This is a genomic window from Mesorhizobium sp. M1027, assembly GCF_040318745.1.
Taxonomy (GTDB): domain Bacteria; phylum Pseudomonadota; class Alphaproteobacteria; order Rhizobiales; family Rhizobiaceae; genus Mesorhizobium.
Genome location: NZ_JAMYMW010000004.1, coordinates 353,098 through 379,368 on the forward strand (window position 1 = coordinate 353,098; position 26,271 = coordinate 379,368).

Annotated in this window: 22 protein-coding genes; 10 read left to right on the top strand and 12 right to left on the bottom strand. The window is 62.9% G+C overall.

What is annotated here, in order from left to right; translation table 11 throughout:
* Nucleotides 1–3: 3 nt before the first annotated feature.
* Complete coding sequence (locus NKH50_RS10790) at nucleotides 4–3,492, bottom strand: PAS domain-containing hybrid sensor histidine kinase/response regulator (RefSeq protein ID WP_352566445.1); 3,489 nt, start codon at nucleotides 3,490–3,492, stop codon at nucleotides 4–6.
* A 231-nt stretch (nucleotides 3,493–3,723) separates the two neighbouring features.
* On the opposite strand from NKH50_RS10790, the gene mscL reads away from it, so the two are divergent.
* Both mscL and NKH50_RS10800 read left to right on the top strand, forming a co-directional pair.
* The gene (gene mscL / locus NKH50_RS10795; RefSeq protein WP_352566443.1) at nucleotides 3,724–4,146 is read left to right on the top strand and encodes a large conductance mechanosensitive channel protein MscL; all 423 of its coding nucleotides are present in this window, start codon (nucleotides 3,724–3,726) and stop codon (nucleotides 4,144–4,146) included.
* Between the two features lie 111 nt (nucleotides 4,147–4,257).
* Nucleotides 4,258–5,424, top strand: coding sequence for a pyridoxal phosphate-dependent aminotransferase (locus NKH50_RS10800; protein ID WP_352566442.1), 1,167 nt, complete (start codon nucleotides 4,258–4,260; stop codon nucleotides 5,422–5,424).
* A gap of 32 nt (nucleotides 5,425–5,456) precedes the next feature.
* Here NKH50_RS10800 and hemA read toward each other — a convergent pair whose 3' ends face one another.
* Nucleotides 5,457–6,734: a 5-aminolevulinate synthase gene (gene hemA, locus NKH50_RS10805; RefSeq protein WP_352448656.1), complete on the bottom strand. Its 1,278-nt coding sequence runs from the start codon at nucleotides 6,732–6,734 to the stop codon at nucleotides 5,457–5,459.
* Nucleotides 6,735–6,999: 265 nt separating this feature from the next.
* Between hemA and galE the strand changes: the two genes are divergently transcribed.
* On the top strand, nucleotides 7,000–7,995 hold the full coding sequence (gene galE / locus NKH50_RS10810) for a UDP-glucose 4-epimerase GalE (RefSeq protein ID WP_352448657.1): 996 nt from the start codon (nucleotides 7,000–7,002) through the stop codon (nucleotides 7,993–7,995).
* 43 nt (nucleotides 7,996–8,038) lie between these two features.
* Complete coding sequence (locus NKH50_RS10815) at nucleotides 8,039–9,289, top strand: D-amino acid dehydrogenase (RefSeq protein WP_352878503.1); 1,251 nt, start codon at nucleotides 8,039–8,041, stop codon at nucleotides 9,287–9,289.
* Between the two features lie 36 nt (nucleotides 9,290–9,325).
* Here NKH50_RS10815 and NKH50_RS10820 read toward each other — a convergent pair whose 3' ends face one another.
* The 7 genes from NKH50_RS10820 to NKH50_RS10850 form a co-directional block, all read right to left on the bottom strand.
* The gene (locus NKH50_RS10820) at nucleotides 9,326–10,696 is read right to left on the bottom strand and encodes an FGGY-family carbohydrate kinase (RefSeq protein ID WP_352878506.1); all 1,371 of its coding nucleotides are present in this window, start codon (nucleotides 10,694–10,696) and stop codon (nucleotides 9,326–9,328) included.
* On the bottom strand, nucleotides 10,693–11,010 hold the full coding sequence (gene rhaM, locus NKH50_RS10825; RefSeq protein ID WP_352470130.1) for an L-rhamnose mutarotase: 318 nt from the start codon (nucleotides 11,008–11,010) through the stop codon (nucleotides 10,693–10,695). The genes NKH50_RS10820 and rhaM overlap by 4 nt, the downstream gene beginning before the upstream one ends.
* Complete coding sequence (locus NKH50_RS10830) at nucleotides 11,010–12,020, bottom strand: ABC transporter permease (RefSeq protein WP_352878508.1); 1,011 nt, start codon at nucleotides 12,018–12,020, stop codon at nucleotides 11,010–11,012. The genes rhaM and NKH50_RS10830 overlap by 1 nt, the downstream gene beginning before the upstream one ends.
* Before the next feature lie 145 nt (nucleotides 12,021–12,165).
* A complete protein-coding gene (locus NKH50_RS10835) occupies nucleotides 12,166–13,143 on the bottom strand; it encodes an ABC transporter permease (RefSeq protein ID WP_352702254.1) in 978 nt (325 codons plus the stop codon).
* Nucleotides 13,140–14,681 carry a sugar ABC transporter ATP-binding protein gene (locus tag NKH50_RS10840; protein WP_254820008.1) on the bottom strand — a complete coding sequence of 514 codons (1,542 nt, stop codon included), beginning with the start codon at nucleotides 14,679–14,681 and terminating at the stop codon, nucleotides 13,140–13,142. Before NKH50_RS10840 ends, NKH50_RS10835 begins: the two co-directional genes overlap by 4 nt.
* 83 nt (nucleotides 14,682–14,764) lie before the next feature.
* Nucleotides 14,765–15,760: a rhamnose ABC transporter substrate-binding protein gene (gene rhaS / locus NKH50_RS10845; RefSeq protein WP_352878511.1), complete on the bottom strand. Its 996-nt coding sequence runs from the start codon at nucleotides 15,758–15,760 to the stop codon at nucleotides 14,765–14,767.
* A 54-nt stretch (nucleotides 15,761–15,814) separates the two neighbouring features.
* Complete coding sequence (locus NKH50_RS10850) at nucleotides 15,815–16,624, bottom strand: DeoR/GlpR family DNA-binding transcription regulator (RefSeq protein WP_352878513.1); 810 nt, start codon at nucleotides 16,622–16,624, stop codon at nucleotides 15,815–15,817.
* Between the two features lie 187 nt (nucleotides 16,625–16,811).
* Here NKH50_RS10850 and NKH50_RS10855 point away from each other — a divergent pair, with 187 nt between their 5' ends.
* From NKH50_RS10855 to ggt, 3 genes are all read left to right on the top strand, one after another.
* A complete protein-coding gene (locus NKH50_RS10855) occupies nucleotides 16,812–18,914 on the top strand; it encodes a bifunctional rhamnulose-1-phosphate aldolase/short-chain dehydrogenase (protein WP_352878515.1) in 2,103 nt (700 codons plus the stop codon).
* Nucleotides 18,915–19,028: 114 nt separating this feature from the next.
* On the top strand, nucleotides 19,029–20,321 hold the full coding sequence (gene rhaI / locus NKH50_RS10860) for an L-rhamnose catabolism isomerase (protein ID WP_352878517.1): 1,293 nt from the start codon (nucleotides 19,029–19,031) through the stop codon (nucleotides 20,319–20,321).
* A gap of 279 nt (nucleotides 20,322–20,600) precedes the next feature.
* Entirely contained in the window at nucleotides 20,601–22,337 is a 1,737-nt protein-coding gene (gene ggt / locus NKH50_RS10865; RefSeq protein ID WP_352878520.1) for a gamma-glutamyltransferase, read from the top strand.
* A 90-nt stretch (nucleotides 22,338–22,427) separates the two neighbouring features.
* On the opposite strand, the gene NKH50_RS10870 is transcribed toward ggt, so the two are convergent.
* The 3 genes from NKH50_RS10870 to NKH50_RS10880 form a co-directional block, all read right to left on the bottom strand.
* Complete coding sequence (locus NKH50_RS10870) at nucleotides 22,428–22,769, bottom strand: hypothetical protein (protein ID WP_292663955.1); 342 nt, start codon at nucleotides 22,767–22,769, stop codon at nucleotides 22,428–22,430.
* A gap of 171 nt (nucleotides 22,770–22,940) precedes the next feature.
* The gene (locus NKH50_RS10875) at nucleotides 22,941–23,390 is read right to left on the bottom strand and encodes a hypothetical protein (RefSeq protein ID WP_352878523.1); all 450 of its coding nucleotides are present in this window, start codon (nucleotides 23,388–23,390) and stop codon (nucleotides 22,941–22,943) included.
* A gap of 136 nt (nucleotides 23,391–23,526) precedes the next feature.
* On the bottom strand, nucleotides 23,527–23,826 hold the full coding sequence (locus NKH50_RS10880) for a DUF1236 domain-containing protein (protein WP_352506214.1): 300 nt from the start codon (nucleotides 23,824–23,826) through the stop codon (nucleotides 23,527–23,529).
* A gap of 418 nt (nucleotides 23,827–24,244) precedes the next feature.
* Between NKH50_RS10880 and NKH50_RS10885 the strand changes: the two genes are divergently transcribed.
* The 3 genes from NKH50_RS10885 (at nucleotide 24,245) to NKH50_RS10895 (ending at nucleotide 25,820) form a co-directional block, all read left to right on the top strand.
* Nucleotides 24,245–24,436: a DUF3606 domain-containing protein gene (locus NKH50_RS10885; protein ID WP_254820019.1), complete on the top strand. Its 192-nt coding sequence runs from the start codon at nucleotides 24,245–24,247 to the stop codon at nucleotides 24,434–24,436.
* Nucleotides 24,437–24,538: 102 nt separating this feature from the next.
* Complete coding sequence (locus NKH50_RS10890) at nucleotides 24,539–24,805, top strand: DUF6894 family protein (RefSeq protein WP_352777886.1); 267 nt, start codon at nucleotides 24,539–24,541, stop codon at nucleotides 24,803–24,805.
* Nucleotides 24,806–25,445: 640 nt separating this feature from the next.
* Nucleotides 25,446–25,820, top strand: a complete 375-nt coding sequence (locus tag NKH50_RS10895; RefSeq protein ID WP_352878528.1) for a VanZ family protein — start codon at nucleotides 25,446–25,448, stop codon at nucleotides 25,818–25,820.
* The last annotated feature ends 451 nt before the right edge of the window (nucleotides 25,821–26,271 follow it).

A 26,271-nucleotide genomic window follows, 5' to 3' on the forward strand; every position in this document is an offset into this window, starting at 1 on the left:
TTCCTATTCGGCCGCCGGCGCCAGCGGCCTGACCCTGGCCATCATCGAGCGCAGCATTGCCGGTTTCAGCGGTTTGCTGATCACCGGCACGTCGAGCCTGCCGGCAGCGGCGCGAACCTCGCTGGAGCGGTCGGCGGTGACCAGCACCGCCGGCAGGTCCTCGCCATGGATCGCACGCAACTGGGCGATCAATTCGAGGCCGGTCCTGTTGTCGAGATGATAGTCGGCAAGCACGATGTCCGGCCGATGCATGCCGGACCTGTCGAGGTCCTCCGCGCCGGAAAGCGTGTCGACGCTGCAGCCCCAGCCCTCGAGCAGGAGCCGCATGCCGTCGAGGATGCGGGCGTCGTTGTCGATGCAGAGCACATTGAGCCCGGCAAGCGAGGCCGCGGCACGGGCAGGGGGCTTCGCCTCGGCCTCCCGCCGCGGTGCCTGCACGGCTGCCACCGGCAGCAGCACGGAAAAGCGTGTGCCCTTGCCGGGGTTGGAGAAGATCCGGATTTCGAGCCGCAGGACGCGGGCGATGCGGTCGACGATGGAGAGCCCCAGGCCGAGGCCTTCCGCCTCGCGAGCGCCCTCGTCCAGCCGGGTGAATTCGCGAAACACGGTGTTCAGCTTGTCGCCGGCAATGCCGATGCCGGTGTCGATCACCTGGATCTCGGCCAGTTCGCCGCGCCGCCGCACGCCGACCAGGATGCGGCCATGGCGCGTATACTTGATGGCGTTTGAGACCAGGTTCTGGATCAGCCGGCGCAGCAGATTGCGGTCCGTCATGACGCTGAGCGACGACGGCATGATCGAGAGCTCGAGTTTCTTTTCGGCGGCAAGCGGCCGGAAGTCGTTGCCGATCTGGCGCAGCAGCCCGTCGAGGCCGAAGCTCGTATCGTCCGGCTTCATCGCGCCGGCGTCGAGGCGCGAAATGTCGAGCACCGCGCCGAGGATGGTCTCGACCGATTCCAGCGACGATTCGATGTTCATCGCCGCCTTGCCGGCAGGTCCCTTGCCGGTCTTCTCGATCAGCGACGAGCAATAAAGGCGGGCGGCGTTCAGCGGCTGCAGGATGTCGTGGCCGGCGGCAGCGAGGAAGCGGGTCTTGCCGAGATTGGCCTCCTCAGCCAGCATCTGCGCCTGCGCCAGCTCCTCATTGACGCGGGTGAGCTCGGCGGTGCGGCTCTTCACTCGCTGTTCCAGCGATTCGTTCGCGCGCTTCAGCGCCAGATCCTGCTCGACGCGTCCGGAAATGTCGGCATAGGTGGCGACGATGCCGCCGTCCGGCATCGGATTGGAGCGCAATTCGAGGATGCGCCCGCTGGTCTTCAGCTCCATCTGCCATGGGCTGACGAAGCTGGTCAGGCGGTTGAGCATGGTGACGCGTTGGTCTGCCGGTATGTCGCCGCGCTCGGCAAGGTGGCGCAGGATACGATCGAGTGAGACACCGACCTGGCCCATCTCGTCGGGCAGGTCGAACAGCGCCCGGTACTGGCGGTTCCAGCAGATCAACCGGAAATCGCGGTCGAAGACAGTGATGCCCTGTTCCATCTGGTCGAGCGCGATCTGCAGCAGGTCGCGATTGTGCTGCAGCGCCTCGGTGGCGTCATCGAGCAGGCGGAAGGCGTCCTTGGATTCGCGATCGTTGCGGCGCAGCAGCAGCGACAGGATCAGCCGCGCCGAAGAGGAGCCGACGGCACTGGCCAGAAGCTGTTCGGAGAAGCGGATGACATCCATGCTGGCCTGTTCGTTGCCGTGCAGTGAAGTGCCGCTGCTCTTCTCGAACGATTGGAAGGACCGCTCGGTGCGTTCGACACCGAGATAACGCGCGATCGTGTCCTTGAGGTCGTTGACGGTGATGGTGGTGCGGAAGCGGCGCAGGCTCGGCAGCGGCCCCGCCTCGCGCGGCACGAAGATCGATGCCTGGATGCGTTCCAACGGCACCGACGCGCGCGACAGTGAGCCGAACACAAAAAACAGCGTGTTGATCGACAGGCTCCACAGCACGCCATGATTCAGCGGCTCGGCGACGGTGCCGAAAAGAGCCTGCGGCCGCAATGCATCCAAGCCGAACAGGCCGTGGACGAGGATGCCGGTATCGGGCGCGGCAAGCGACGGAAGCAGCAGCGTGTAGCTCCAGACGACGATGCCGGCAACCATGCCAAGCGCGGCACCCCGGCCGTTGGCGCCGCGCCAGACCAGGCCGCCGATCATTGCCGGCGCGAACTGCGCGATCGCGGCGAACGACATCAGGCCGATCGAGGACAGCCGCGCGCTGTTGGTGCTCTCGCGGTAGTAGAGAAAGGCGATGAACAGCATGATGAAGATCGCCGCCCGCCGTACATTGAGGATGAGCGTCGACCAGTCCTCGCTCTCTGAGGTCGTGGTCCGCAGCAGCCGGCGCACGAACAGCGGAATGATCAGGTCGTTGGAGATCATGATCGACAGCGCGACGCTTTCGACGATCACCATTGCGGTCGCCGCCGACAGGCCGCCGATGAAGGCGGCCATGGCCAGGACGTCGTGGCCGCTGAACAGCGGCAGCGACAGCACGTAAAGGTCGCTGCTGGTTCTGGTGCCGACCAGTTCCAGGCCGGCCAGCGCGATCGGCAGCACGAACAGGTTGATTGCCACCAGATAGAGCGGAAACACCCATGTCGCGGTGCGCAGCTCGGCCTCGCTGCGGTTTTCGACGATGGTGACGTAGAACTGGCGCGGCAGCATGAGGATGGCAAAGCCGCTCAGGCATGTCAGCACCAGCCAGGTGGCGAGCGAGGTGTTGTAGCCCATCGCCTGACGCACCTGCGTGTTTTCGGCGAGCCGGTCGAACATATCGCCTGGCCCGCCGAATATCAGAAACATGACCAACAGGCCGATCGCCAGGAAGGCGGCGAGCTTGACCACGGTCTCGACCGCCACAGCCAGCACCAGCCCGTCCTGGTGCTCGGTGGCATCGGCATGGCGCGTGCCGAACAGCACCGCAAACAGCGCCAGCAGCATGGCCACGACCAGCGAGATGTCGCTGACGAACGGATCGAACGACGGGGGCGAGCCGGTATAGTGCTCGACCATCAGGCTGACCGAGCCGGAGATTGCCTTCAATTGCAGCGCGATATACGGCACGGCGCCGATGGTCGCGATCAGCGTAGCGATCGCCGCGACAGCGAAGCTCTTGCCGTAGCGGGCACCGAGAAAGTCGGCGATCGAGGTGATCTTCTCGGTCTTGGCCAGCCTGACGATGCGCTGCAGCAGCGGAAAGCCGAACACGAACACCAGAACCGGTCCGATGTAGATGCCGAGGAACTCGAGGCCGCGCTCGGAGGACAGGCCGACCGAGCCGAAGAAAGTCCAGGAGGTGCAGTAGATGGCAAGGCTGAGCGCATAGATGAACGGCCGGGCGCGGCCGGCCCCGGATGAAGTCGAGCGGCGGTCGCCCAGGCTGGCGATGACGAACAGCAACGTCACATAGGCGATCGCGATGATGACGATGAACCAGCCTTGCACGCCTCGAACTTCCTCCCTGCGCCGGCTTTTTCATCCGGCATTGCAGACGCAATCACAGCTTGGCAATCGAGTCCATCGCGGCTTTCGGCGTATTATATTGGCTACGTCGGGCAATCGTGACCGGCTGAAACCAGCTTTTGTTCCTGTTGCAACCGCAGGTTTTTGCTATTCTGCCTGCCGGTCGATGCCGGAGGAGCGGCAGAACGGCCGGTCAGGACAAGGAGGCGTCGAATGCTGAAAGAGTTTCAGGAATTCATTTCCAGGGGCAATGTGATGGACCTGGCCGTCGCTGTCATCATTGGCGCTGCCTTCGGCAAGATCGTCACCTCGCTGGTCGACGACATCATCATGCCTATTGTTGGCGCGATCTTCGGAGGACTGGACTTCAACAACTACTTCATACCCCTGTCTTCTGCGGTGAATGCAACCTCGCTGGCTGATGCAAAGAAACAGGGTGCGGTCTTCGCCTATGGCAGCTTCATCACGGTGGCGCTGAATTTCCTCATCCTCGCCTTCATCATCTTCGTGATGGTCAAGGCGGTGAACAATCTGCGCCAGCGGCTGGAGCGTGAAAAACCGGCCGCCCCCGCCGCTCCGCCGCCGGCCGATGTTGCGCTGCTCACCGAAATTCGCGATCTCCTCGCCAGAAAGTAGCGCCTGCGGCAACTTTCTGGACCAAAACCCCGGTCGCTTGCGGCCGGGGTTTTCTGTTTTCGTCCGCCCTGAAACACGCTAGCAGTCGAGCAAACGAAAACGGATCCATTCATGACCCTGATCGATACTCTGCGCGTCGAAGCGCGGGCGGCGCCTGAAAGCGGCATTGTCGCCGTCATGAACCGCGGCCGCGGCCGCGACGGCATGATCCCGCTCTGGGCCGGCGAGGGCGACCTGCCGACGCCTGCCTTCATCACCGATGCCGCCGCCAAGGCGCTGGCCGCCGGCGAAACCTTCTATACCTGGCAGAGAGGCATTCCTGAACTCAGGCAGGCGCTCGCCCGCTACTACACCAGGCATTTCGGCAAGACTTTCGCCAACGAGGAATTCATCGTCACCGGCTCCGGCATGCACGCCATCCAGATGGCCATCGATGCGGTCGCCGGCAAGGGCGACGAACTCGTCTACCTGTCGCCGGCATGGCCGAACTTCGCCGCCGCCGCCGGCGTCGCGGGCGCCATTCCAGTCGCGGTCACGCTCGACCAGTCGGGCAATGGCTGGTCCTGCGATGTCGACAAGATCGCAGCGGCGATCACGTCACGGACCAAGGCGCTGTTCGTCAACACGCCGTCCAACCCGACCGGCTGGACCGCCGACAGGGAGACGCTGCAGGCGATCCTCGATCTTGCCCGCGAAAGGGGCCTGTGGATCATCGCCGACGAGATCTATTCGCTGTTTCATTACGGCCATGGCCGCGCGCCGTCCTTCATCGACATCATGGCCGATGAGGATCGCATCCTGTTCGTCAATTCCTTTTCCAAGAACTGGGCGATGACCGGCTGGCGCATCGGCTGGATCAAGATCCATCCCGCCTTGCAGCAGGTGTTCGAGAACCTGGTCCAGTATTCGACTTCCGGAGTTGCGCAGTTCATGCAGCGAGGCGCCGTCGTTGCCCTCGATGAGGGCGACGCCTTCATCGTCGAGCAGGTGGAGCGGGCGAGGGTGGCGCGCGACCTGGTCTGCGGCATTCTCGCCGAAACCGGCAGGGCGCGGTTCACCGTGCCGCAGGGCGCATTCTATCTATTCTTCGCGGTCGACGGCATCACCGATTCCCGCGCTGCCGCTTTCGACATGGTCGACCGCGCCAATGTCGGCCTGGCTCCCGGCACCGCCTTCGGCCCCGGCGGCGAAGCCTTCCTCAGGCTGTGCTTCCACCGCCGCCTCGACCAGCTCGAAGAAGCCGCGCATCGGCTGGCGAAATGGATGAAGACTGTGTGAGCTGCCTCGAAGCCCGAGTTTCAACTCGGGCTTCAGCCGCCCGACTTCGGCACCAGCAACGGGATGACGCGGTCGCTCTTGGCGACCGACGGTCGGCCCGCCGAACCGTAGGGAATCCCCAACGCATCCCATGTCTCGACCAGCGCGTCCTGCAGGGACGCAATCAACGCGTCCGAATGGAACGGTGTAGGCGTGATGCGCAGCCGCTCGGTGCCGCGCGGCACCGTCGGATAGTTGATCGGCTGGATATAGATGCCGTGCACACCGAGCAGGCGGTCGCTGGCCATCTTGCAGAGCTCGGGATCGCCGACCAGAAGGGGCACGATGTGGGTAGGCGACTCCATCACCGGCAGGCCGGCCGCGGCCAGCACTTGCTTGGTCCGTGTCGCCTGACGCAGCTGCGCATCGCGCTCGGCCTGCGAGCGCTTGAGATGGCGGATCGAGGTGGTTGCCGCGGCGGCGATCGCCGGCGGCAACGCCGTGGTGAAGATGAAGCCCGGCGCATAGGAGCGCACCGCGTCGATCACCGCAGTGTTGCCGGCGATGTAGCCGCCAAGCGTACCGAACGCCTTGGCCAGCGTGCCCTCGATGATGTCGATGCGGTCGGCCAGCCCTTCGCGCTCGGTGATGCCGCCGCCGCGCGGCCCGTACATGCCGACGGCGTGGACCTCGTCGATGTAGGTCATGGCGTTGTAGCGCTCGGCGAGATCGACGATCTGCTTGATCGGCGCGATGTCGCCGTCCATCGAATAGACGCTCTCGAAGACAATCAGCTTGGCGCGCTCGCGGCCGGCCGTCTGCAGCAGGCTTTCGAGATGCGCGACGTCGTTATGGCGGAAGATCTTCTTCTCGGCGCCTGAGCGCCGCACGCCCTCGATCATCGAAGCGTGGTTGAGCTCGTCCGAGATGATCAGGCAATTGGGAAGCAGCTTTGCAATGGTCGAGATCGACGCCTCGTTGGAAACGAAGCCGGAGGTGAAAACCAGTGCGGCTTCCTTGTCGTGCAGGTCGGCCAGCTCCAGTTCGAGCTCGACCAGCGGGTTGCTGGTGCCGGAAATGTTGCGGGTGCCGCCGGCCCCCGACCCCATCTTGCCTGCCGCCTTCTGGAACGCGGCAATGACGTCGGGATGCTGGCCCATGCCGAGATAGTCGTTGGAGCACCAGACGGTGATTTCCTCGGCGCGGCCATTGGCGCGCCAGATGGCGCGCGGGAATTTCCCGACGATACGCTCAAGGTCGGCGAAGACGCGGTAGCGACGCTCCGCATGGAGCTGGTCGATCGCTTCCTCGAAAAACCGCTGGTAATTCATGTCGCCTTCCCAGTTTTGCGCGGGATCATAGTCATTGGCCCATTCATCGTCCACCTGGCCTTTTTGGTCAAAATGCCACGCCCCGAGCCTGTTCCTAACGACCACGGAACGTGGCCTATTCCCTTGATGTGGATCAATCTTGTTTCAGGACAATGCCACGCGCCGATGAGACTGGTTACCGCAGGTTTTAATGGCCTGGCGGCAGATTTTCCAGTACGGCGACGATTGAGACAGTTCCGACAAATCATGAATAGCGAGGATGCGGATGACGGTTTTGGTGACAGGCGGTGCCGGCTATATCGGTAGCCATATGGTCTGGGAATTGCTGGACACGGGCGACAACGTCGTCGTCCTCGACCGGCTTTCCACCGGCTTTGAATGGGCGGTCGCCCCGGAAGCAAAGCTCGTCGTCGGCGACGTCGCCGACAGGGAACTGGTCGCCTCGATCATTCGCGACAATAAGGTCGACGCGATCATCCATTTCGCCGGCTCGATCGTGGTCCCCGAATCGGTCGCCGACCCGCTTGCCTATTACGAGAACAACACCTGCAAGACGCGCACCTTGATCGAGACCGCGGTGCGCGAAGGCGTGCCCAATTTCATCTTTTCCTCGACCGCCGCCGTCTATGGCGGCGCCGGCCTGGAGCCGGTGCGCGAGGATGCCCGGCTTGCGCCGGAATCGCCCTATGGCCTGTCCAAGCTGATGAGCGAATGGATGCTGCGCGACGCGGCGATTGCCCATGGGTTGCGCTATACGGCGCTGCGCTATTTCAACGTCGCCGGCGCCGATCCGAAGGGCCGCACCGGCCAGTCGACGCCCGGTGCCACGCATCTGATCAAGGTCGCCTGCGAGACGGCGCTCGGCAAGCGCCCCTTCATGCAGGTGTTCGGCACCGACTATCCGACGCCGGACGGCACCTGCATGCGCGACTATATCCACGTCAGCGACCTGGCGGCGGCGCATCGGCTGGCGCTTCAGCGGCTGCGTGCCGGCGGATCGAGCCTGGTCGCCAATTGTGGTTACAGCCACGGCTATTCGGTGCTCGAGGTCATCGACAGCGTCCGTCGCGTCTTCGGCCATGATTTCGACGTACGGATGGGCGATCGCCGCGCCGGCGACGCCGCCGCGGTCGTCGCCAATTCGGAGCTGGCGCGCGGCGAGCTCGGCTGGACCCCGCAGCGCGACAACCTCGACCAGATCGTTGCCGATGCGCTTGCCTGGGAGCGCATCCTGACCAGCAAGAATTCGGCTCTGGGGTGAAGTGGGCTCTCCGCAAAGGTTGGTTCAGCGCGCTGGGGGCGGAATGAAAATCCTGGTGCTTGGGGCCGGCGTCGTCGGTACGGCGGCGGCCTATTATCTGGCCAGCGCCGGCCATGAGGTGATAGTGATCGAGCGCCATCCGGCGGCGGCACGCGGCACCAGCCGGTCGAATGCCGGCCTGGTGTCGCCCGGGGATGCCACCGCCTGGGCCTCGCCCGCCGCGCTGAAGACGTTCCTGCGCGGCCTCTACAACCACGATCTCGGCATCAAGGTGCGGCTGCGCTTCGATCCGTATTTTTTCGCCTGGAGCCTGCGCTTCCTGCGCCAGTGCACGCATAAGCGCATGCGCGCCAACACCGACGTCAAGCTGCGTCTGGCGCTCTATTCGCGCGACTGCATCAACGCCGTCTCCGCCGAAACCGGCATCCACTATGACGAGCGCAAGAAAGGCATTCTGTATTTCTTCCGCTCGCAGCAGAGCTTTGATACCGGCACCGACAATTATCGTTATCTCGGCGAACACGGCCTGCCGATCGAGATCGTCGGCCGCGACCGGCTGGTCGAGCTCGAGCCCGGCCTTGCCGGCGCCAAGGACAGGATAGCCGGCGGCGTCTATTCGCCGATCGACCAGACCGGCGACTCCAGCCAATTCACGCAGCGCCTCGCTGCCTATGCCGCCGAGAAACTCGGCGTCCAATTCCTCTACGGCACCACGGTCGAAGGCCTCGACATCGACGGCGACCGGGTGCGCGCCGTGATGACCTCGGCCGGCCCGGTGGCGGGTGACGCAGTGGTCATTTCCATGGGGCCGGAGAGCGGTCTGCTCGGCCGCCGCTACGGCATCGATCTGCCCGTCTATCCCGTGAAGGGCTATACCGTGACTGTTCCGCTGGAAGATGAAAGTAAGGGGCCGATCATGGGTGGCGCCGACGAGGACCGGCTGATCGGCTATTCCAGGCTGGGAAATCGGCTGCGGATGTCCTCGACGGCGGAGTTCACCGGGTTCGACCGCACGTTCAAGCCACGCGATTTCAACTCGATCCTGAACACCGCCAAGGACCTGTTCCCCGGCGCTTTCGACGAGAGCAAGGCCGAGCTCTGGGCTGGACTTCGCCCGATGATGCCGAACTCTGTGCCGGTCATCGGCCGGGCGCGGTACGACAATCTCTACCTCGACACCGGCCACGGTCATCTCGGCTGGACCATGGCCTGCGGCTCGGGAAAGTTCCTTGCCGATGTGGTCGCCGGCCGCAAGCCGGAGATCGATCCGCAAGGATTGCTCTATGCGGGCTAGGCATCTCCGGACATCAGGGCGCCATGAGCTCGGCGGTCAGGCTCGTTCGTCGACCGCTGAACGCCAGGAGCGCACGTAACTTGTCCAGAGTGGATCGGCCGACGGTTCGGTCCTTTCGCCTCTGCCTTGCGGTGTCCCCTGGTCCGACGCCAGCAAGGCGGCGCCGATACTGGTGCCGGTGGCGGCCTCGGAGGCGATGACGCCACGCGCCGTCGCCGCAGCCAGCATGCGGGTGAACGGCCGGTTGCGGGCGAAGGGTCCTTCGACGATGGTGGGACCGTCCGCGCCGATCAGGTCGAGGCAGGTCGCGGTCATCAGCGCCAGGTAGAACGAGATGGCGACAAAGCGCTGGCCGACGCTCATACCGTCCGCGTTAAGCCATGATGCGGTATGATGCGGAAACGGCCCCGAACCCTGTTGGGTCGAGGGCAATAGGGACGTCTTGCGCGCCAGCACCGTGGCAACATCGTCTTCCGTCCAGTTCTCCGATTGGCCCTCGGTCAGCACGGAAAACTCGCGGCCACCCATGAAGCGCGCCGAGGGCACGGGATCGCCGAGCGCGTTGACATTGACCAGCGTATCGCGGGCCGGGTCGAGCGCGATCTTGTTGCCGCCAACCGCCATCGACACCACCCAGGTGCCGGTCGAGACCACGGAGAAAGGCGGTCGGTCGGACAGGAGATGCGGCAGCAGCGAGGCGTTGGAATCGTGCAGGCCGCAAAACACCGGCGTTTGCGGGTCGAGCCCGGTCCGTGTCGCAAGCGCGGGCAGGATCGGCCCGAGGCGGTCCTTCGCCGGCCGCACCGGCGCCATTAGCCGGCGCCATTGCAGCCGGTCGACCAGCGACGAAAAATCCGCTTTCCACGGGTTCCACAGATCGGTGTGGCAGCCGAGCGAAGTCACCTCGCTGGCGGCGACGCCGGTCAGGCGCAAGGCCCAGTATTGCGGATACATCAGGATCGCGGCGGTTCTGGCGAAATCCGCCGGAAAGCGCTTCTGCTGCCAAAACAGCTGCGCGCCGAGATTGAGACCGGCCGGCAGGCGCGGCGTGCCGGTCTCGGAGAACGCCGGACGGATCGTGTCATAGTCCCCGGCAAAGGCATCCGGACCATCGAATTCGTAGTCGAGCACCGGCAGCGCCAGTTCGCCTGATGCGTCGACCAGCACGGACGTTGCGCCATGGGTGGTGATCGATATCGCATCGATGCGCTGCTCGCGGTCGATCTCGGCCAGGCTGCCAAGGATAAACGCCCATAACCGCTCGACGTCATGGTGCGGGTATGGGCCTTGCCGAACCGGCTCGTTCACCATCCTGCGCAGCGCGACTTCGCTTGCTGCGGCAAGATCGACCAGCGCCACCTTGGCGTTGGTCTTGCCGATATCGATGACGGCGACGTGGCGGGTCATTCCATATGGAACATTGTTTCCAGCGGCACCGCCACCGGCTCGTTGTTCGGCTTGGTCTCCATGATGTCCGCCATCTCGGCCCACCAACGCTGCATCACCGGATGCTTCGGCAATTCGTCCATGCCGTGGTCGTCACGGCGCCACAGCACGCCGAACAAGGTGTTGGTCTCTTCGTCGAGATGGATCGAGTAATCGGAGATACCGGCCTGCTTGAGCAGCGCGACCAGCGACGGCCAGATGTCGTCGTGGCGCTTCTTGTATTCGGCCTTCATGCCCGGATTGAGCTTCATCTTGAACGCGTATTTCTCCGGCATCAGGCAAAGCGCTCCCGCCGTACTCGCCGCCACAGGATCGGCAGCGCGATGACGATGATCAGCAGCAGGCCGATGAAGATCGACATAACGATCCCTGGCACATTGAGCAGGCCGAGGCCGAAGGTCACCAGCCCCATGATGAAGGCCGCGAGCACCACGCCCACTATGCTGCCGGCGCCGCCTAGGATGCTGACGCCGCCGAGCACCACCATGGTGATGACTTCCAGCTCGTAGCCCTGCGCGATGGACGGCCGGGTCGAGCCGAGCCGCGATGTGATCAGCACCGAGGCGATGCCCGCCATCAGGCCGGTCAGGCAAAACAGGATGAATTTGATGCGGCCGACACGTACGCCGGAAAACTGCGCCGCGACCGGGTTGTTGCCGATGGCAAAGACCCGGCGGCCGAAGCTCGTGCGGTGCAGAAGGAACCAGTAGACGACTGCCGCGATCAGGAAAAGCGTCAGTTCGAACGACACCACCCACCAGACATAGCCCTGGCCGAAGAAGGCGAAGTTCGCGGGATAGCCCTTGTAGGCCTGGTCGCCCAGGATGATGAAGGCAATGCCGCGAAACAGGCTCATCGTGCCGATGGTGACGACGATCGACGGCAAGCCGAGCCTGGTGACGAGCACGCCGTTGAAGGCGCCGCAGCCGAGCCCGACGACGAGGCCGATTGCCACCAGCGCCGGAGTGCCGGCGCCGGCCTGCACTGCCATGCCCATCATCGTTGACGCCAGCGCAATGATGGCGGCGACCGACAGGTCGATTTCGCCGGAGATGATCAGCAGCGCCATGGCCAGCGCGATCAGCGCCTTTTCCGTGAAGTTGAAGGTCAGGTCCGAGAGCGACCAAGCGTCGAGGAAATAGGGCGAGGCAAAACTGTTGACGGCAAAGATGGCGACCGCCACCGCGACGAGCAGCGCCTCCCAGGAGAAGACCGCCGCGGTGAAAGGGTTGTCGAGCCGATCCGGAATGTGGCGTGCGGCAGGGGCGTTGGCGATATCGGTCATGTGACAACACCATCCGAAACTTGGCGCTGCCCCTTGTATCTGCACGGGGAGAGGGCAAGGGTGAGGGGCAGCGTCCACTTTGAAAACGGGACTGTTGCGGACGGCAACATTCCAATCGTCCCAGAGAAATGAAGCGAGGCGTCCATCATGCCGCTTCCGCCTTTTTGAGAATGATGCGGCCTTGCCGGCGTTCGCCGCGTGCGTTGAGCACCACGGCCAGGATGATGGCGCTGCCTGAAATCGCCATCTGCCAGAAGGGTGAAATGTTGATCACCGGCAGCGCGTTGGAGATGATGCCGAGGAACAGCGCGCCGAGCACCGCGCCGCCGACCGAACCGATGCCGCCGGCAATCGAAATGCCGCCGATGACGCAGGCGGCGATGATATTGAGCTCATAACCATTCGCGACCTCGACCGAGGCGATGACGTAGCGCGAGATCCACAGATAGCCACAGAGGCCGCCGATCATCCCCGAGATGCAGAAGACGATGAATTTCGTCCGGCCGACATCGATGCCGGCATAGACCGATGCGGTCGGGTTGACGCCGATGGCATAGATCGAGCGGCCGAGCGCGGTGCGCGTCATCACCAGGAAAAACAATGCAATGACCAATATGGCGATCCAGGACAGAACCGGAATGCCGAGGAAAGCCGCGCGCTGCAGGCCGATGAACTCAGCGCTCATCTGGTCGGCGTTGACCCAGGCGCCGCCTGATATGACGAAGGTAGCGCCGCGGTAGATGGTGAGGGTGCCGAGCGTTACCACGATCGAGGGAATGTTCAACCGCCATACCAGCAGGCCGTTGATGGCGCCGAGCACCAGGCCGACCAGCAGTGCGATGACGATCAGCAGCGGGATCGGGATCGCCGGATGCGCGGCGTTCAGCATCGCCACCACCATGCCGGTGAAGCAGAGGTTGGAAGCCATCGACAGGTCGATCGAGCGGGTCAGGATGACGACCATCTGGCCGAGCGCCAGGATCATCAGGATCGACGTGTCGTTGAACACCTGGCGCAGATTGGCCGGATCGGCAAAACCTGGAAACCGCGTTGAGATCAGCCCGATCAGCACGACGATTGCCGCCAGCAGCAAGACCTCGCGATATCTGAGAAAAGCCTTCATGACGCGATCCCCGCTGCCGTCCTGACCAAGGTTTCGGCGTCGAGCCCCTTATTGTCGTAGACCGCGGCAATACGGCCCTCGCGCATGACAACGACGCGGTCGGACATGCCGAGGATTTCCGGCAGTTCGGACGACACCATGATCACCGACAGGCCTTGCGCGACGAGCTCGGCCATGAAGCCGTGCACGGCCGCCTTGGAGCCGATGTCGATGCCCTTCGTCGGCTCGTCCAGGATGATCACCCTGGGCGCGGTCGCCAGCCATTTGGCGATGACGATCTTCTGCTGGTTGCCGCCCGACAGCGTGCCGACGTCCTGGCTGAGAGAAGAGGCGCGCAGATCGAGCCGCTCGGTGTAGGAGCGGGCCAGCGCGAACTCTTCGGCCAGCCGCAATATGCCGGATTTGGATGTCCGTTTGAGCGAAGGCAGCGAAACGTTCTGGAAGATCGGCAGGCCGATCACCACACCTTGTTTGCCGCGTTCCTCCGGCACATAGACGATGCCGGCATCGATCGAATCCGCCGCCGATTTCGGCGCGATCGCCTTGCCTTCCAGCGTGATCGTGCCGCGGCTGGTGCGGGTGATGCCCGATATCGCCTGCATCACCTCGCTGCGCCCGGCGCCGACAAGGCCGTAGAAGCCAAGGATTTCGCCCCTGTGCAGCTCGAAGCCTATGTCGTCGAACTCGGTCGGGTGCGACAGGCCGGAGACGGCCAGCACCGGCGCGCCGATCTCGGCCTTGCGCTGCGGAAAGATGTGATCGACCGAGCGGCCGACCATCATGCGCACGATCTGGCTCTGGCCGGCGTCCTTGATCAGCCCTTCGCCGACCATCTCGCCGTCGCGGAACACGGTATAGCGGTCGGCGATGCGGTAGATCTCATCGAATTTGTGGCTGATGAACAGGATCGCCTTGCCGTCGCTCTTGAGGAATTCGATCAGCAGGAAAAGCTCTTCGATCTCCTTCATCGAAAGCGCTGCCGTCGGCTCGTCCATGATGACGATCCGGGCGTCGATCGACATGGCGCGGGCAACCGCCACGAGGTGCTTGTTGGCGATGCCGAGATCCTTCAGCCTGGCGTCGGCTTCGATATGGCCGGCGCCCATCGTGTCGAGCACCTCGCGGGCATTCTTGCGCATGGTGCGCCAGTCGATGGTTTTGAAACGCGTGCGCGGCGCATGGCCGAGGAAGATGTTTTCGGCCACCGTCAGATCGTCGAACAGCACTGTTTCCTGGTGGATGGCGGTGATGCCGTGCCCGAACGCGGCGTGCGCGCTGGGCAGTGTGACCGGCTGGCCGTCGATGCTGATGGTGCCAGCATCCGGTTGGTAGATGCCGGTCATTATTTTGACCAGCGTCGACTTGCCGGCGCCGTTTTCGCCGATCAGCGCGGTCACCTGGCCGGGATAGAGCGACAGGCCGACGTCGTGCAGCGCGCGTACGCCGGGAAAGCTTTTCGAGATGCCGGACAGCGTCAGGCGCGGTCCGGAAGACAAAGGCGCTTCCTTCGCCATTTCGTGTTGGGCTGTCGTGTCCATAATCGTATCAAGCCCTGAAACAAGGTTCGTTTGAAAGCGCGGCGGGACCCGAGCCCCGCCGCGCGGTTTCGAAGGCTCCAGGATCAATAGATCTTGGAGAACTTTTCGATGTTCGACTTGTCGAACTGGAAGGGCGGAGCCATGGCAGCCGAGTTGGTGTCGTCAAGCGTGACCTTGCCGACGCGGCCGATCGACAGCGTAGCACCGGGCTTGGCTTCTTCCTTCTTCACCGCCAGGTCGTGGGCGAGGTAGACGGCGGAGTAGCCGAGATCGATCGGGTTCCACAGCGCAACCGCTTGGCTGGCGCCATTGTCGATGAACTTCTTGAACTCCGACGGAAGCGCCAGGCCGGTGACGTTGACTTTGCCGATCAGGCCTTCGTCGGTAACCACCTGCGCGGCGGCAACGACGCCGACCGTGGTCGGTGCGATGATCGCCTTGAGGTTCGGATAGGACTTCAAAAGACCCTTGGCTTCATCCGTGCTCTTGGCCGAGTCGTCGTCGCCATAGACGGTGGCGACGAGCTTGATCTTGGGGAACTTCTCCGGCAGCACCTTCTTGGCCGCGTCGATCCAGGCATTCTGGTTGGTCGCCGTCGACGAAGCCGACAGGATGGCGACGTCGCCGCCTTCAGGCAGGTAGTCGGCGGCAAGCTTGATGATGGTCTCGCCGATCAGCTTGGTGTCGGAGGGGTTGAGGTGAAGCTGGCGTCCTTCCGGCGCGACGCCCGAATCCCACGAGATGACGGTGATGCCGCGCTGCATCGCCTTCTTGAGCACCGGCACCAGCGCGTCGGCGTCGTTCGCCGAAATGGCGATGGCGTTGACCTTCTGTGCGATCAGCGAATTGACCACTTCGATCTGCGCTTCGGCGGTCGCCTTGGTCGGGCCGGTGTAGATGATGTCGACATCGCCTAGTTCCTTGGCCGCCTCTTCGGCGCCTTTGTTGGCGGCGTCGAAGAAGCCGTTGCCGAGCGACTTCACCACCAGCGCGATCTTGACGTTCTCGGCATAGGCGGCATTCACGAACATGGCGGCGGAGAACGCCGCCGTAACCATCAATTTCCTAAAGAAGCTCATCGAATATCCTCCCTTGAGCGTTGCATTCCATCGCCGCTGCGGGCGTGAGTTTTCTCAGGCCTGCAGCGAAGATTCTTCCTTATTGCCTGCCGTTGTGCGGGCGATGATCAGCGTCACGCCGGCGGTCTCCAGCATCTTGGCTTCGCGATCCTCGATGCCGTCGTCGGTGATCACCGTGGCGATGCGCGACAGGCCGCACAGGATCAGGCTCGAGCGTTTGCGGAACTTCGAGGAATCGACCAGCACCACCAACTCGTCTGCCTGGTCGATCAGCTTCTGCTCGGCCTGGATCAGCAGCGGGTCGCCTTCCATCAGACCGAGTGGTCCCAGTCCCTGCGCGCCCATGAACATGCGGCGCGCGTAAAAATTGCGTGTCACGTCATTGTCGAAGGGCGACAGGATGATGTTCTGCTCGCGGTAGATCGTGCCGCCCGACAGCATTACCGTGTTCTTGGAGTGCCTGAGCAAATGCTCCGCGATCGGGAAGGAATTGGTGAAGATCGGCATGCGGCGGCCGGTCAGGAAATGCACCATCTGGAAGGTGGTGGTGCCGCCATTGATGATGATCGGCTCGCCGTCCTTGCACAGATCCACGGCTTCCCGCGCGATTGCCCGCTTCTGCGAAGCGTTGATGGTCTCGTTGACGGAAAAGGGCCTGCCGGCAAGGCCGATGAACTGCGGCGGCGAAAGCGCCTCTGCACCGCCGCGCACCCGGCGCAGGCGTTTTTGCACGTGCAATGCCGCGATGTCGCGCCGGATCGTCGCCTCGGACGACTCCGTCAGGTCGACCATCTCCTGCACCGTCACCACAGGTTTTTCCTGGACGGCGGACAGAATGATCCTGTGGCGCTCTTTCTCGTGCATGGTTCCTCCCTGCTTGAGCATCTAGGCACCCAAAGCGCGCAGTGTCAATCATTTCCGATCAGATAATTTCATTGTGCAATGCAATATGACTGATATTGATCGTTTGTGATTGACAAGACAGCCGCTTGCGTAGAAATTCGTACAAAAGGGACCGGCGCCGTTTGCGTGTCCCAAAGGGAGGATACCTATGCTCGACAAGCGCTCCGGCACGCGCCTCGCCAATCTTTGGGATAACGCAAAAGCGCAAGCAATGAGCGAACCGGAACGTCTGGTCTATCGCTCGAACGTCCTTGGCTCCGACAAGCGCGTCACCAATTATGGCGGCGGCAACACCTCCTCCAAGATCTGGCAAAACGATCCGCTCACCGGCGAAAGCGTGGAAGTGCTGTGGGTCAAGGGCTCGGGCGGCGACAGCGCCTCGATCAAGCTCGACGGCTTCGCCACACTGTACATGGATAAACTGCGGGCGCTGAAGGGTCTCTATCGCGGCCTCGTACATGAAGACGAGATGGTCGGCTATCTGCCTCACTGCACCTTCAATCTCAACCCGCGCGCGGCCTCGATCGACACGCCGCTGCATGCCTTCGTGCCGAAGCCTTATGTCGATCATATGCATCCCGACGCCATCATCGCCATTGCCGCCGCCAAGGATTCGCAGGCGCTGACCAAGGAGATCTTCGGCGACACGATCGGCTGGCTGCCATGGAAACGTCCGGGCTTCGAACTCGGCCTGTGGCTGGAGAAATTCTGCCTCGAGAACCCCGACGCCAAGGGCGTCGTGCTGGCCAGCCATGGTCTGTTCAGCTGGGGCGACACGCCGAAGGAATGCTACGAGACGACGATCTCGATTATCAACCAGGCAATCGACTGGTTCGAGCGCAAGAGCCAGGGCAAGCCGATCTTCGGCGGCGAAGTCGTCAAATCCCTCGATGCGCCGGCGCGTCGCGCCGTGGCCGCAAAACTGATGCCGAGGATCCGCGGCCTGATCTCCGAGAACAGCCACAAGCTCGGCCATTTCGATGATTCGCCTGCCGTGCTCGAATTCGTCAATTCCAGGGATTTGCGGCCGCTGGCGGCACTCGGCACGTCCTGCCCAGACCATTTCCTGCGCACCAAGATCCGGCCGCTGGTCATCGAGTTCGACCCTCAAAATCCCGATGTCGATGCCGTCATTGCCCGTCTTGCCGATGACGTGGCGGAGTATCGCGTCGGCTATCAAGCTTATTATGACCGCTGCAAGCACCCGGATTCGCCGCCGGCGCGTGATCCCAACGCCGTCGTCTATCTGGTGCCCGGCGTCGGCATGTTCACCTTCGCCGGCGACAAGGCGACGGCGCGCATTTCGGGCGAATTCTACGTCAACGCCATCAACGTCATGCGCGGCGCCTCGACGGTGTCGGCCTATGTCGGCCTGCCCGACCAGGAAGCCTTCGACATCGAATACTGGCTGCTCGAAGAGGCAAAGCTGCAGCGCCTGCCGAAACCAAAGGCCCTTGCCGGCCAGATCGCGCTGGTCACCGGCGGCGCCGGCGGCATCGGCCGGGCCACCGCCAACCGGCTGCTGCGCGAAGGCGCCTGCGTCGTGCTGGCCGACATCGACGAAGCAGCCCTTGCCAGCGCCAATGACGAGCTTGCCAAGGCCTATGGCAAGGATTTCGTGCGGCCCGTCGTCATCAACGTCACGTCCGAGGACCAGGTGATCTCCGGCTTTGCCGAGACGGCTGTCGAATTCGGCGGCATCGATATCCTCGTTTCGAATGCCGGCCTGGCTTCCTCGGCGCCGATCGAGGAAACCACGCTGGCGCTGTGGAATAAGAACATGGACATCTTGTCGACCGGCTACTTCCTGGTTTCGCGCGAAGCGTTCCGGCTGTTCCGGGCGCAGAAGATCGGCGGTAACGTCGTCTTCGTCGCTTCCAAGAACGGGCTTGCCGCATCGCCCAACGCCGCCGCCTATTGCACGGCCAAGGCCGCCGAGATCCATCTGGCGCGCTGCCTGGCGCTGGAAGGCGCGGAAGCACAGATCAGGGTCAATGTCGTCAATCCCGACGCCGTGCTGCGCGGCTCGAAGATCTGGAGCGGCGAGTGGAAGGAACAGCGCGCCGCCGCCTACAAGATGTCGACCGACGATCTCGAGGAGCATTACCGCTCGCGTTCGATGCTGAAGCGCTCGGTATTCCCAGAGGACATCGCCGAAGCGATCTATTTCTTCGCCTCCGATATGTCGGCAAAATCGACCGGCAACATCATCAACGTCGACGCCGGCAACGCGCAGAGTTTTACGCGATAAGCGACCGTCTTTGAGGGGTTGGCGCCGAGGCCGGAGCTTTACCTTTCTCCCCGGGGAGAAGGTGCCGGCAGGCGGATAAGGGGCAGCGCCAACCGAACGCATTTGGGAGGAACCATGTCCGAAACCATCATCTCCGTCGACCTCGTCGACAAGCATAATGCCGCGCGCAACGCCGACCTCAAGCGCGATTACGACTCTCTCGGCGAGCGCCTCGACCGCCGCGGCATCGCCATCGACGCTGTCAGAGACAAGGTCGAGAAATTCGCCGTGGCGATCCCGTCCTGGGGCGTCGGCACCGGCGGCACCCGCTTTGCCCGTTTTCCCGGCGCCGGCGAGCCGCGCGACATTTTCGACAAGATCGAGGACTGCGCCGTCATCCGGCAATTGACGCAGGCGACGCCGACCGTCTCGCTGCATATTCCCTGGGACAAGGCCAATCCGAACCGGCTGAAGCAGGCGGCATCCCGCTTCGGTCTCGGCTTCGACGCCATCAACTCCAACACCTTCTCCGACGCCAGCGACCAGAAGCTTTCCTATAAATTCGGCTCGCTGTCACATGCCGATGCAGCAACACGCCGGCAGGCGGTCGAGCACAACCTCGAATGCATCGAGATCGGCAGGACGCTGGGCTCGAAAGCGCTGACGGTGTGGATCGGCGACGGCTCGAACTTCCCCGGCCAGGTCAACTTCGCCAAGGCATTCGAGCGCTATATCGACGCGATGAAGGAGATCTATGCCGGGCTGCCGGACGACTGGAAGCTGTTCACCGAGCACAAGATGTACGAGCCGGCCTTCTATTCGACCGTCGTGCAGGATTGGGGCACCAACTACATCATCGCCAAAGAGCTTGGCGACAAGGCGTTCTGCCTGGTCGACCTCGGCCATCACGCCCCCAACGTCAATATCGAGATGATCGTGTCGCGGCTGATCCAGTTCAAAAAACTCGGAGGCTTCCACTTCAACGATTCGAAATATGGCGACGACGACCTCGACGCCGGCTCGATCGATCCCTACCGCCTCTTTCTGGTCTTCAACGAACTGGTCGATGCCGAGCTTTCAGGCTCCGAAGGCTTCGATCCGGCCCACATGCTCGACCAGAGCCACAACATCACCGATCCGATCGAAAGCCTGATGCTGTCGGCGATAGAAGTGCAGCGCGCCTATGCGCAGGCGCTGCTGGTCGACCGCAGGGCGCTCGAAGGCTTCCAGGATACCAACGACGCGCTGATGGCGACGCAGGCGCTGAAGATAGCCTATCGCACCGATGTCGAGCCGATACTTGCCACGGCACGGCTGAAGACAGGCGGCGCCATCGATCCGGTCGCCGCCTACCGCGCCGCCGGCTACCGGGCGAAGGTTGCAGCGGAACGGCCGGCGGTGGCGAGCGTCGGCGGCGGGATTGTTTGATGCTGGTGAAAATGAAAAACCCGCCTGAGGCGGGTCGTTGGAGCCAAATAGCACCATACCCAAATTAGTAGCATAGCTGCCGGCACAAAGCAAGAACAAAATTGCTTGTCAGCGTTGGATCGTGGCTTCATTTCAGCTTGGGTTCCTCTCCGCCATGAATGGGTGCCATGAATGGTGTCGATAGAAGGTGCAAGCGTCGCCGTATCTTCCCATTAATGTCAGTAGACTCAACCTCTCCAAGCGCGTTTCCTAGGCCAACCCACGCCTCGGAGAACGGCCATGCACAACACCCGCCAAACCCTAATCGCCGTCACCCTTTCCCTCACCCTGACCTTCGTGCCGTTCCTCGCCTTTGCCGCCTCGCCGCAGCCGGCGAAGGGCGAGCACGGCATGGTGGTGACCGCCCAGCATCTGGCGTCGGAAGTCGGCGTCGAGGTGCTGAAGAAGGGCGGCAACGCGGTCGATGCAGCGGTCGCTGTCGGCTACGCTCTGGCTGTCGTCTACCCGACCGCCGGCAACATCGGCGGCGGCGGCTTCATGACCATCCGCTTCAAGGACGGCCGTTCGACCTTCGTCGATTTCCGCGAGCGCGCGCCGCTCGCCGCGACCAAAACCATGTATCTCGACAAGGACGGCAAGCCGGTAAAGGGCGCCAGTCTCGACGGCTATCTGGCGGTCGGCGTGCCCGGTTCGGTGGTCGGCTTCGAGATGGCGCGGGAGAAATACGGCACGCTGACGCGGCAGGATTTGCTGGCGCCGGCTATCCGCTATGCCAAGGACGGTTTCGTGCTGGAGCAGGGCGATGTGGCCTCGCTCCTGGGCGGCGCCGAGCGGCTGGCCAGGGACCCAGCGGCGGCCGCCATTTTCCTCAAGCCGGACGGCAAGCCCTATGCCGTCGGCGAGCGCCTCATCCAGACCGATCTCGCGGCCTCGCTTGCCGCGATTTCGGAACGCGGCGTGGATGCCTTCTATAAAGGTGCGATCGCCGACGCCATCGTCAAGGCTAGCGGCGAGAAGGGCGGCATTCTGACCAAGGCGGATTTCGAAAATTATGCCGTGCGCGAGCTCAAACCGGTGACCTGCAATTATCGCGGCTACGAGATCATTTCCTCGCCGCCGCCAAGCTCCGGCGGCGTCATCATCTGCGAGATACTCAACGTGCTTGAGTTCTACCCGCTGTCCTATCTAGGTGCCGGTTCGGCCGAGACGGTTCACGTCATGGTCGAGGCGATGCGCCACGCCTATGTCGACCGCAATTCGGCGCTCGGCGATCCCGGCTTCGTGGACAATCCGGTCGCAAAACTGCTCGACAAGAATTACGCCAGGGAAATCCGCGAAAAGATCGATCCGTTCCGGGCCGAGGTGTCGCAGGAACTGATGCCGAAGGGCTTTGGCGAGAGCAGCGAGACGACGCATTATTCGATCATCGACAAGGACGGCAACGCCGTCGCGGTGACCTACACGCTGAACGGCTCTTTCGGCGCCGGCGTCGTCGCCGCCGGCACCGGCTTCCTGCTCAACAACGAGATGGACGACTTCACGCAGAAACCCGGCGTACCCAATCTCTATGGCCTGGTCCAGGGCGAGGCGAATGCGATCGCGCCGAAAAAGACGCCGCTGTCGTCGATGAGCCCGACCATCCTCGCCAAAGACGGCAAGCCGTTCATGGTCATCGGCAGCCCCGGCGGTTCACGCATCATCACCATCACGCTGGAGGCGATCGTCAACGTCATCGATCACGGCATGAACATCCAGGAGGCGATCGACGCGCCGCGCATCCACCACCAATGGCTGCCCGACACGGTCTATATCGAACCCTTCGGCCTGTCGCCGGATACTGAAAAGCTGCTTACCGGCATGGGCTACCGCCTCGATATTGCCGACACGACCTGGGGCCAGGCGGCTGGCATCCTGGTCGGCGGCAAGAGCCTGGCGGAAATCGAGAAAGGTGGCGGCGCCCGCTACAATGGCGCCATCGACAGCCGCGCCGCAGCCGGCGAGGCCATCGGGTATTAGACGATGATCCCGAACCGAAGGGTCAGCGCAGCAAAAAGTGGGAACCGGTTTCGGATAAGATCATGGTCAACAAGAAGATTGCGCCTTGCTTCAGGTGACCAGCGCGATCGTCGACGCAATCAGCATCAGCGCCGCGATGCCGACGAACAGCGCATAGATGCGCGGCCGGTCGAGCAGAAGCGCATTGCCGGATATCCATGCCGCGGTGGCGCCGCCAAGGGCGAAAAAGAAGGTGCTGCGGCGCCCGAAGCTCAAGCCCGCAGCCATCAGGCCGCCGATGATCAGAGCGCCGAACACGATGATCACGGCGACGGCGTATTTTTCGAAATCGTTGCTGCCGGCGCTCGGGCCGATTGCGTTCAACCTCGACAGATCGTCCGGATCGAACGGGCTGGTCGACCCATATTCGTCTTGACCGACAGGCTCATGCATTATTCGTTCTCCGCAAACCGACAGCAAATCATCAAGCCTCGCCGAGCGCAACCGCTCGCCGAATGTGATCGGCACGGTGTTCAACACTTTCTGGCGGCGGCTTGCCAGAGATTTTTGGGTGCGTGCCTTGATCGCCCCGCTGTGCGGCTTGGTCAAGCGCTTTGCAGGAGTTCAGGCCGCCCTGGCCAAAGACTGCGTTGCCTGAACGGAAGCTCCAAGCACCGCCTGTGCGGTGTCGGCCTGTCTTTCATCGACATGCGCCAGCACCAGGATCACACCTTGTGCGGAATCCGGCTTGCCTGGCTGCTTGCCGCTATCGGACGATGTGTCGAAAAGCCTGCCGGCAACGCAGCCCAAGGCTGCACCGACGAGGGCAGATGCCAGCCATCCCGCGCCGACGGGATCGATGCCTGGGATATCAAAGGCGCCGAGGCCGGCCAACAAACCCGCCGCCGCGCCAAGGGCGGCACCGCTGCCTGGACCGCGCAACACGGCGCCGATTTCATCATCGTAGGGTCCGATGACGCTGATCTGGTGGCGCGCAATTCCTGCCGCCTGAAGCGTTTCGACGGCACGCGCCGCCTGGTCATGGGAATCGAAAAGTCTGCTGATTGTTCGCATTGAAACTGCCTGTGAGGCCCCCGGCCGTCCATGTACGGCGGGTTCCTGCCGAGCGACGACGCCGCGGAGCCGCCTAACGCAAACGTCACCCGCCGCTCATTCTGAGCGGCGGGTGACGGCTGCCTGAATTTTCACCTCACTCGATGATCTTGACGATCTTGCGCGTGCCGGGATCGACGACGACGGTGCGGTTGTCGACGACGACATAGCGGTATTTGACGTTGGGGACTTCATGAAGCTCGACTGTATCGGGAAGCGTTGAGCCGATATTGAGCTCCACCCCAGGGATTTTCACCGAGGCCAGCGGCTGCTTCTTCACATACTCCTTGATGACCGTTTCCTGCTCCGGCTCGATGACGACGTCTTGCGCCGCAACGGCTCCGACGCCTGCCAGCAGCAGAAATCCCGCCACTGCGGTGGAAAAATGCATTCTCATGGATCGTCTCCTTTGCGAACTCGGTCCGCTCTTCACGCCAAGGCTCACTCGAACGGAAGGCAGCTGAAAACGTTCCGTCGACGGGGCTTCGGTCCTGCCCGGCAGGGACCAACCGACGTGTTACCGCAGGACCTAAGTCTGATCCGTGCGCGCAAAGGGTGGGTTTGCCGCGTGACCCGGAACCGTGGCGGCGCGTGGCCGTTTCGGGCTGCACGTGCCGGGAGGATTCCATGGAAAAGTCGACGGTTGCTCGCACCGATCTTGGCTGTTCCACTCCGATCGAACCCGACAGCTGCGCAGCCTGTCCCTTCCTGCGCCGATAGGTTCGCCCGTCACTTTGTGGCGAGCGAAACCTCAAATTGCTGCGTGCGTCAAAGCTGACCCCCGGAAGCGAAGAGAAGGGGCGAGGAGAACAGAAATGGCCGACGACAAGAGCAAGCGAGACTTCAGCGACCGCAAGCGTGTTTCGGTGGATGAGTATTACGAGGTCGAATATTTCGCGCGGGAAAATGGTGTTTCGCCCAGCCAGGTGAGCAAGCTGATCAAAAGGACCGGCGGCGACCGGATGATCCTCTCGCAGGCGGTGAAGGCATTGCGCGAGCGCAAGTGAGATGGCGGCGAAGCCAACGGTGGAGAGGCACTGATCGCGATTGGCCGAGATCGCGGCCATCTGCCGACAACGTGCCCGGATGCCGAGCTTCGGCCAAGCGCAATGCCCCACTACTTCTTTGATTCCGATGAAGACGGAATCGTCTATTCCGACGATCAGGGAACCTTATATGACGATTTCCCGCTGGTCAGGAAAGAAGCCCTTCGCACATTGGCCGAGATGGCCAGGGATGGCCTTCCTCACCGCAGGATTGCAGTCAAGGTCCGGGACGACCGTGGCGGTATGGTCCTCGAAGTGGCTTTGACCTTTGCCGTCGAAACGCAGCATTTCGACGAGCGTATTTTCCAGATCGACTTGCGCACGAACTGACGCCTCGATCGTTATCGCGCCGACCATGAGGTTTCTGGTGCAGCCGCATCTTCCCTAGACTGGAACATTAGAAGTCTCTAATTGTTATCCTAAGCAGCGGGAACCTCCCGGGTTTCTGCTGCAGATCGGGGTGCAAACCCGGTCGGCCCGCGCCCTCCGCCAGAGGCGCGGGCTTCGTTTGTTTAGCCGATGCGCAACGCCGTTCGGCAGCAGCATATTGGAGACCTGCGGGAGCATTCGTAGCATCAATCGCTACCGCGGCGCCCTGGCGCCCAGGCAACGGAGCCCGTCGTCCGACAGGGCGGCGGGCTTTTGACGCTGTGCGCAATCGGTGGAATTCTGGCCGGCGCCGATTCGTGTGGCATGGGTGAGGTGCCCCGACGCAGCGCCGGCCAAGCGGAAATCAGGTCCGCCGCAGCCAGATAGTAGCCGGGTCAGCGCGGCAGGGAATTGCGTGATCGCGGAAGCTGCCGCTGGCCTATTGCACTCGCCACGAGCCCGCCTGTGCAGCGGCTGACCCGAGGCATTCATTCATTCTGACGATGCACCGGACGCCCCGACGGCGGAAATTGGACGCCGCGCTCGCTCTGGCCGGTGGTGTTCCCCCGCAGATTTCGGACGAAAGGCCATTTTATCCTTGTTGCGCCTGGATTCCTATCAGATCGTGGCAAGGATTGCCTTTCCGGCCGCGTTTGCCGGCGTTCTGCTGTTCGCCCTTTTGCCGGAGCAGTTCCTGCTGGGTCTTGGCCTGGCTTTCACGTTTGATCACGACAAGCTCAATCACGCCGCCGCCTTCGTCGTCCTGGCGGCTCTCGGAAGTCTCGGCTGGCCGGAACGCAAGGCGAAGCTGATCGTACTGCTCGTTCTCACGGGCGCAGCGATCGAGGGGCTTCAGGCCGTGCAACTGATAGGGCGCGACCCGGATCTGTTCGACTGGGTTGCCGACTGCGTGGGAATTGCGTGCGGACTGATGGTTGCAGGCTGGACAAAGCGGCTCGCTGGCGGATTGCCATAGGTGCTGACAGCTCAACGGCGCCGGCGCACCCGCGCTCCAAGGTTGTGAAAATGGCCGGCGCCACTGGGGGGCGCGTTGGGGTAAGTTGCCTGATCGAGCGCCGGCCAGGCGGAAAAATCAGGTCCGCCGCAAAATAACGTAGCAGGAATGGCGATGCGCGGCAGTAGCGTGATCGCGGAATGTCCGCGCTCGCGCCTCCGGTGCGGTGACCCGTTTTGGGTCAACAATTCTGGCACCTGAATTGCACTGGAAGCAATGCCGGGGAACACTCCGGCGATCGTCCCCGAATATGGGGCCTCGCCGCTTCGCAAATGGAGCGGCGGGCCTTTTTGTAAAGTTCGGTGGCGTTGAAGGTTTCCGACGCGCGGGCGTCGAAAAGCGGCCGATCAGCGGCTTAGCTCACCACGGTGCGCTTGCCCGATTTCCCCGATCAAGTGCTTATTCTCACAAC

Bases quoted from the DNA above. Each gene is read 5' to 3' on its own strand.
- rhaI (WP_352878517.1), top strand. From the start codon at position 19,029: ATGTCCGAAACCATCATCTCCGTCGACCTCGTCGACAAGCATAATGCC.
- NKH50_RS10815 (WP_352878503.1), top strand. From the start codon at position 8,039: ATGAAAATCCTGGTGCTTGGGGCCGGCGTCGTCGGTACGGCGGCGGCC.
- ggt (WP_352878520.1), top strand. From the start codon at position 20,601: ATGCACAACACCCGCCAAACCCTAATCGCCGTCACCCTTTCCCTCACC.
- NKH50_RS10880 (WP_352506214.1), bottom strand. From the start codon at position 23,826: ATGAGAATGCATTTTTCCACCGCAGTGGCGGGATTTCTGCTGCTGGCA.
- rhaS (WP_352878511.1), bottom strand. From the start codon at position 15,760: ATGAGCTTCTTTAGGAAATTGATGGTTACGGCGGCGTTCTCCGCCGCC.
- mscL (WP_352566443.1), top strand. From the start codon at position 3,724: ATGCTGAAAGAGTTTCAGGAATTCATTTCCAGGGGCAATGTGATGGAC.
- NKH50_RS10885 (WP_254820019.1), top strand. From the start codon at position 24,245: ATGGCCGACGACAAGAGCAAGCGAGACTTCAGCGACCGCAAGCGTGTT.
- NKH50_RS10850 (WP_352878513.1), bottom strand. From the start codon at position 16,624: ATGCACGAGAAAGAGCGCCACAGGATCATTCTGTCCGCCGTCCAGGAA.
- NKH50_RS10875 (WP_352878523.1), bottom strand. From the start codon at position 23,390: ATGCGAACAATCAGCAGACTTTTCGATTCCCATGACCAGGCGGCGCGT.
- NKH50_RS10820 (WP_352878506.1), bottom strand. From the start codon at position 10,696: ATGACCCGCCACGTCGCCGTCATCGATATCGGCAAGACCAACGCCAAG.
- NKH50_RS10800 (WP_352566442.1), top strand. From the start codon at position 4,258: ATGACCCTGATCGATACTCTGCGCGTCGAAGCGCGGGCGGCGCCTGAA.
- NKH50_RS10840 (WP_254820008.1), bottom strand. From the start codon at position 14,681: ATGGACACGACAGCCCAACACGAAATGGCGAAGGAAGCGCCTTTGTCT.
- rhaM (WP_352470130.1), bottom strand. From the start codon at position 11,010: ATGCCGGAGAAATACGCGTTCAAGATGAAGCTCAATCCGGGCATGAAG.
- NKH50_RS10855 (WP_352878515.1), top strand. From the start codon at position 16,812: ATGCTCGACAAGCGCTCCGGCACGCGCCTCGCCAATCTTTGGGATAAC.
- NKH50_RS10835 (WP_352702254.1), bottom strand. From the start codon at position 13,143: ATGAAGGCTTTTCTCAGATATCGCGAGGTCTTGCTGCTGGCGGCAATC.
- galE (WP_352448657.1), top strand. From the start codon at position 7,000: ATGACGGTTTTGGTGACAGGCGGTGCCGGCTATATCGGTAGCCATATG.
- NKH50_RS10870 (WP_292663955.1), bottom strand. From the start codon at position 22,769: ATGCATGAGCCTGTCGGTCAAGACGAATATGGGTCGACCAGCCCGTTC.
- NKH50_RS10830 (WP_352878508.1), bottom strand. From the start codon at position 12,020: ATGACCGATATCGCCAACGCCCCTGCCGCACGCCACATTCCGGATCGG.
- hemA (WP_352448656.1), bottom strand. From the start codon at position 6,734: ATGAATTACCAGCGGTTTTTCGAGGAAGCGATCGACCAGCTCCATGCG.
- NKH50_RS10890 (WP_352777886.1), top strand. From the start codon at position 24,539: ATGCCCCACTACTTCTTTGATTCCGATGAAGACGGAATCGTCTATTCC.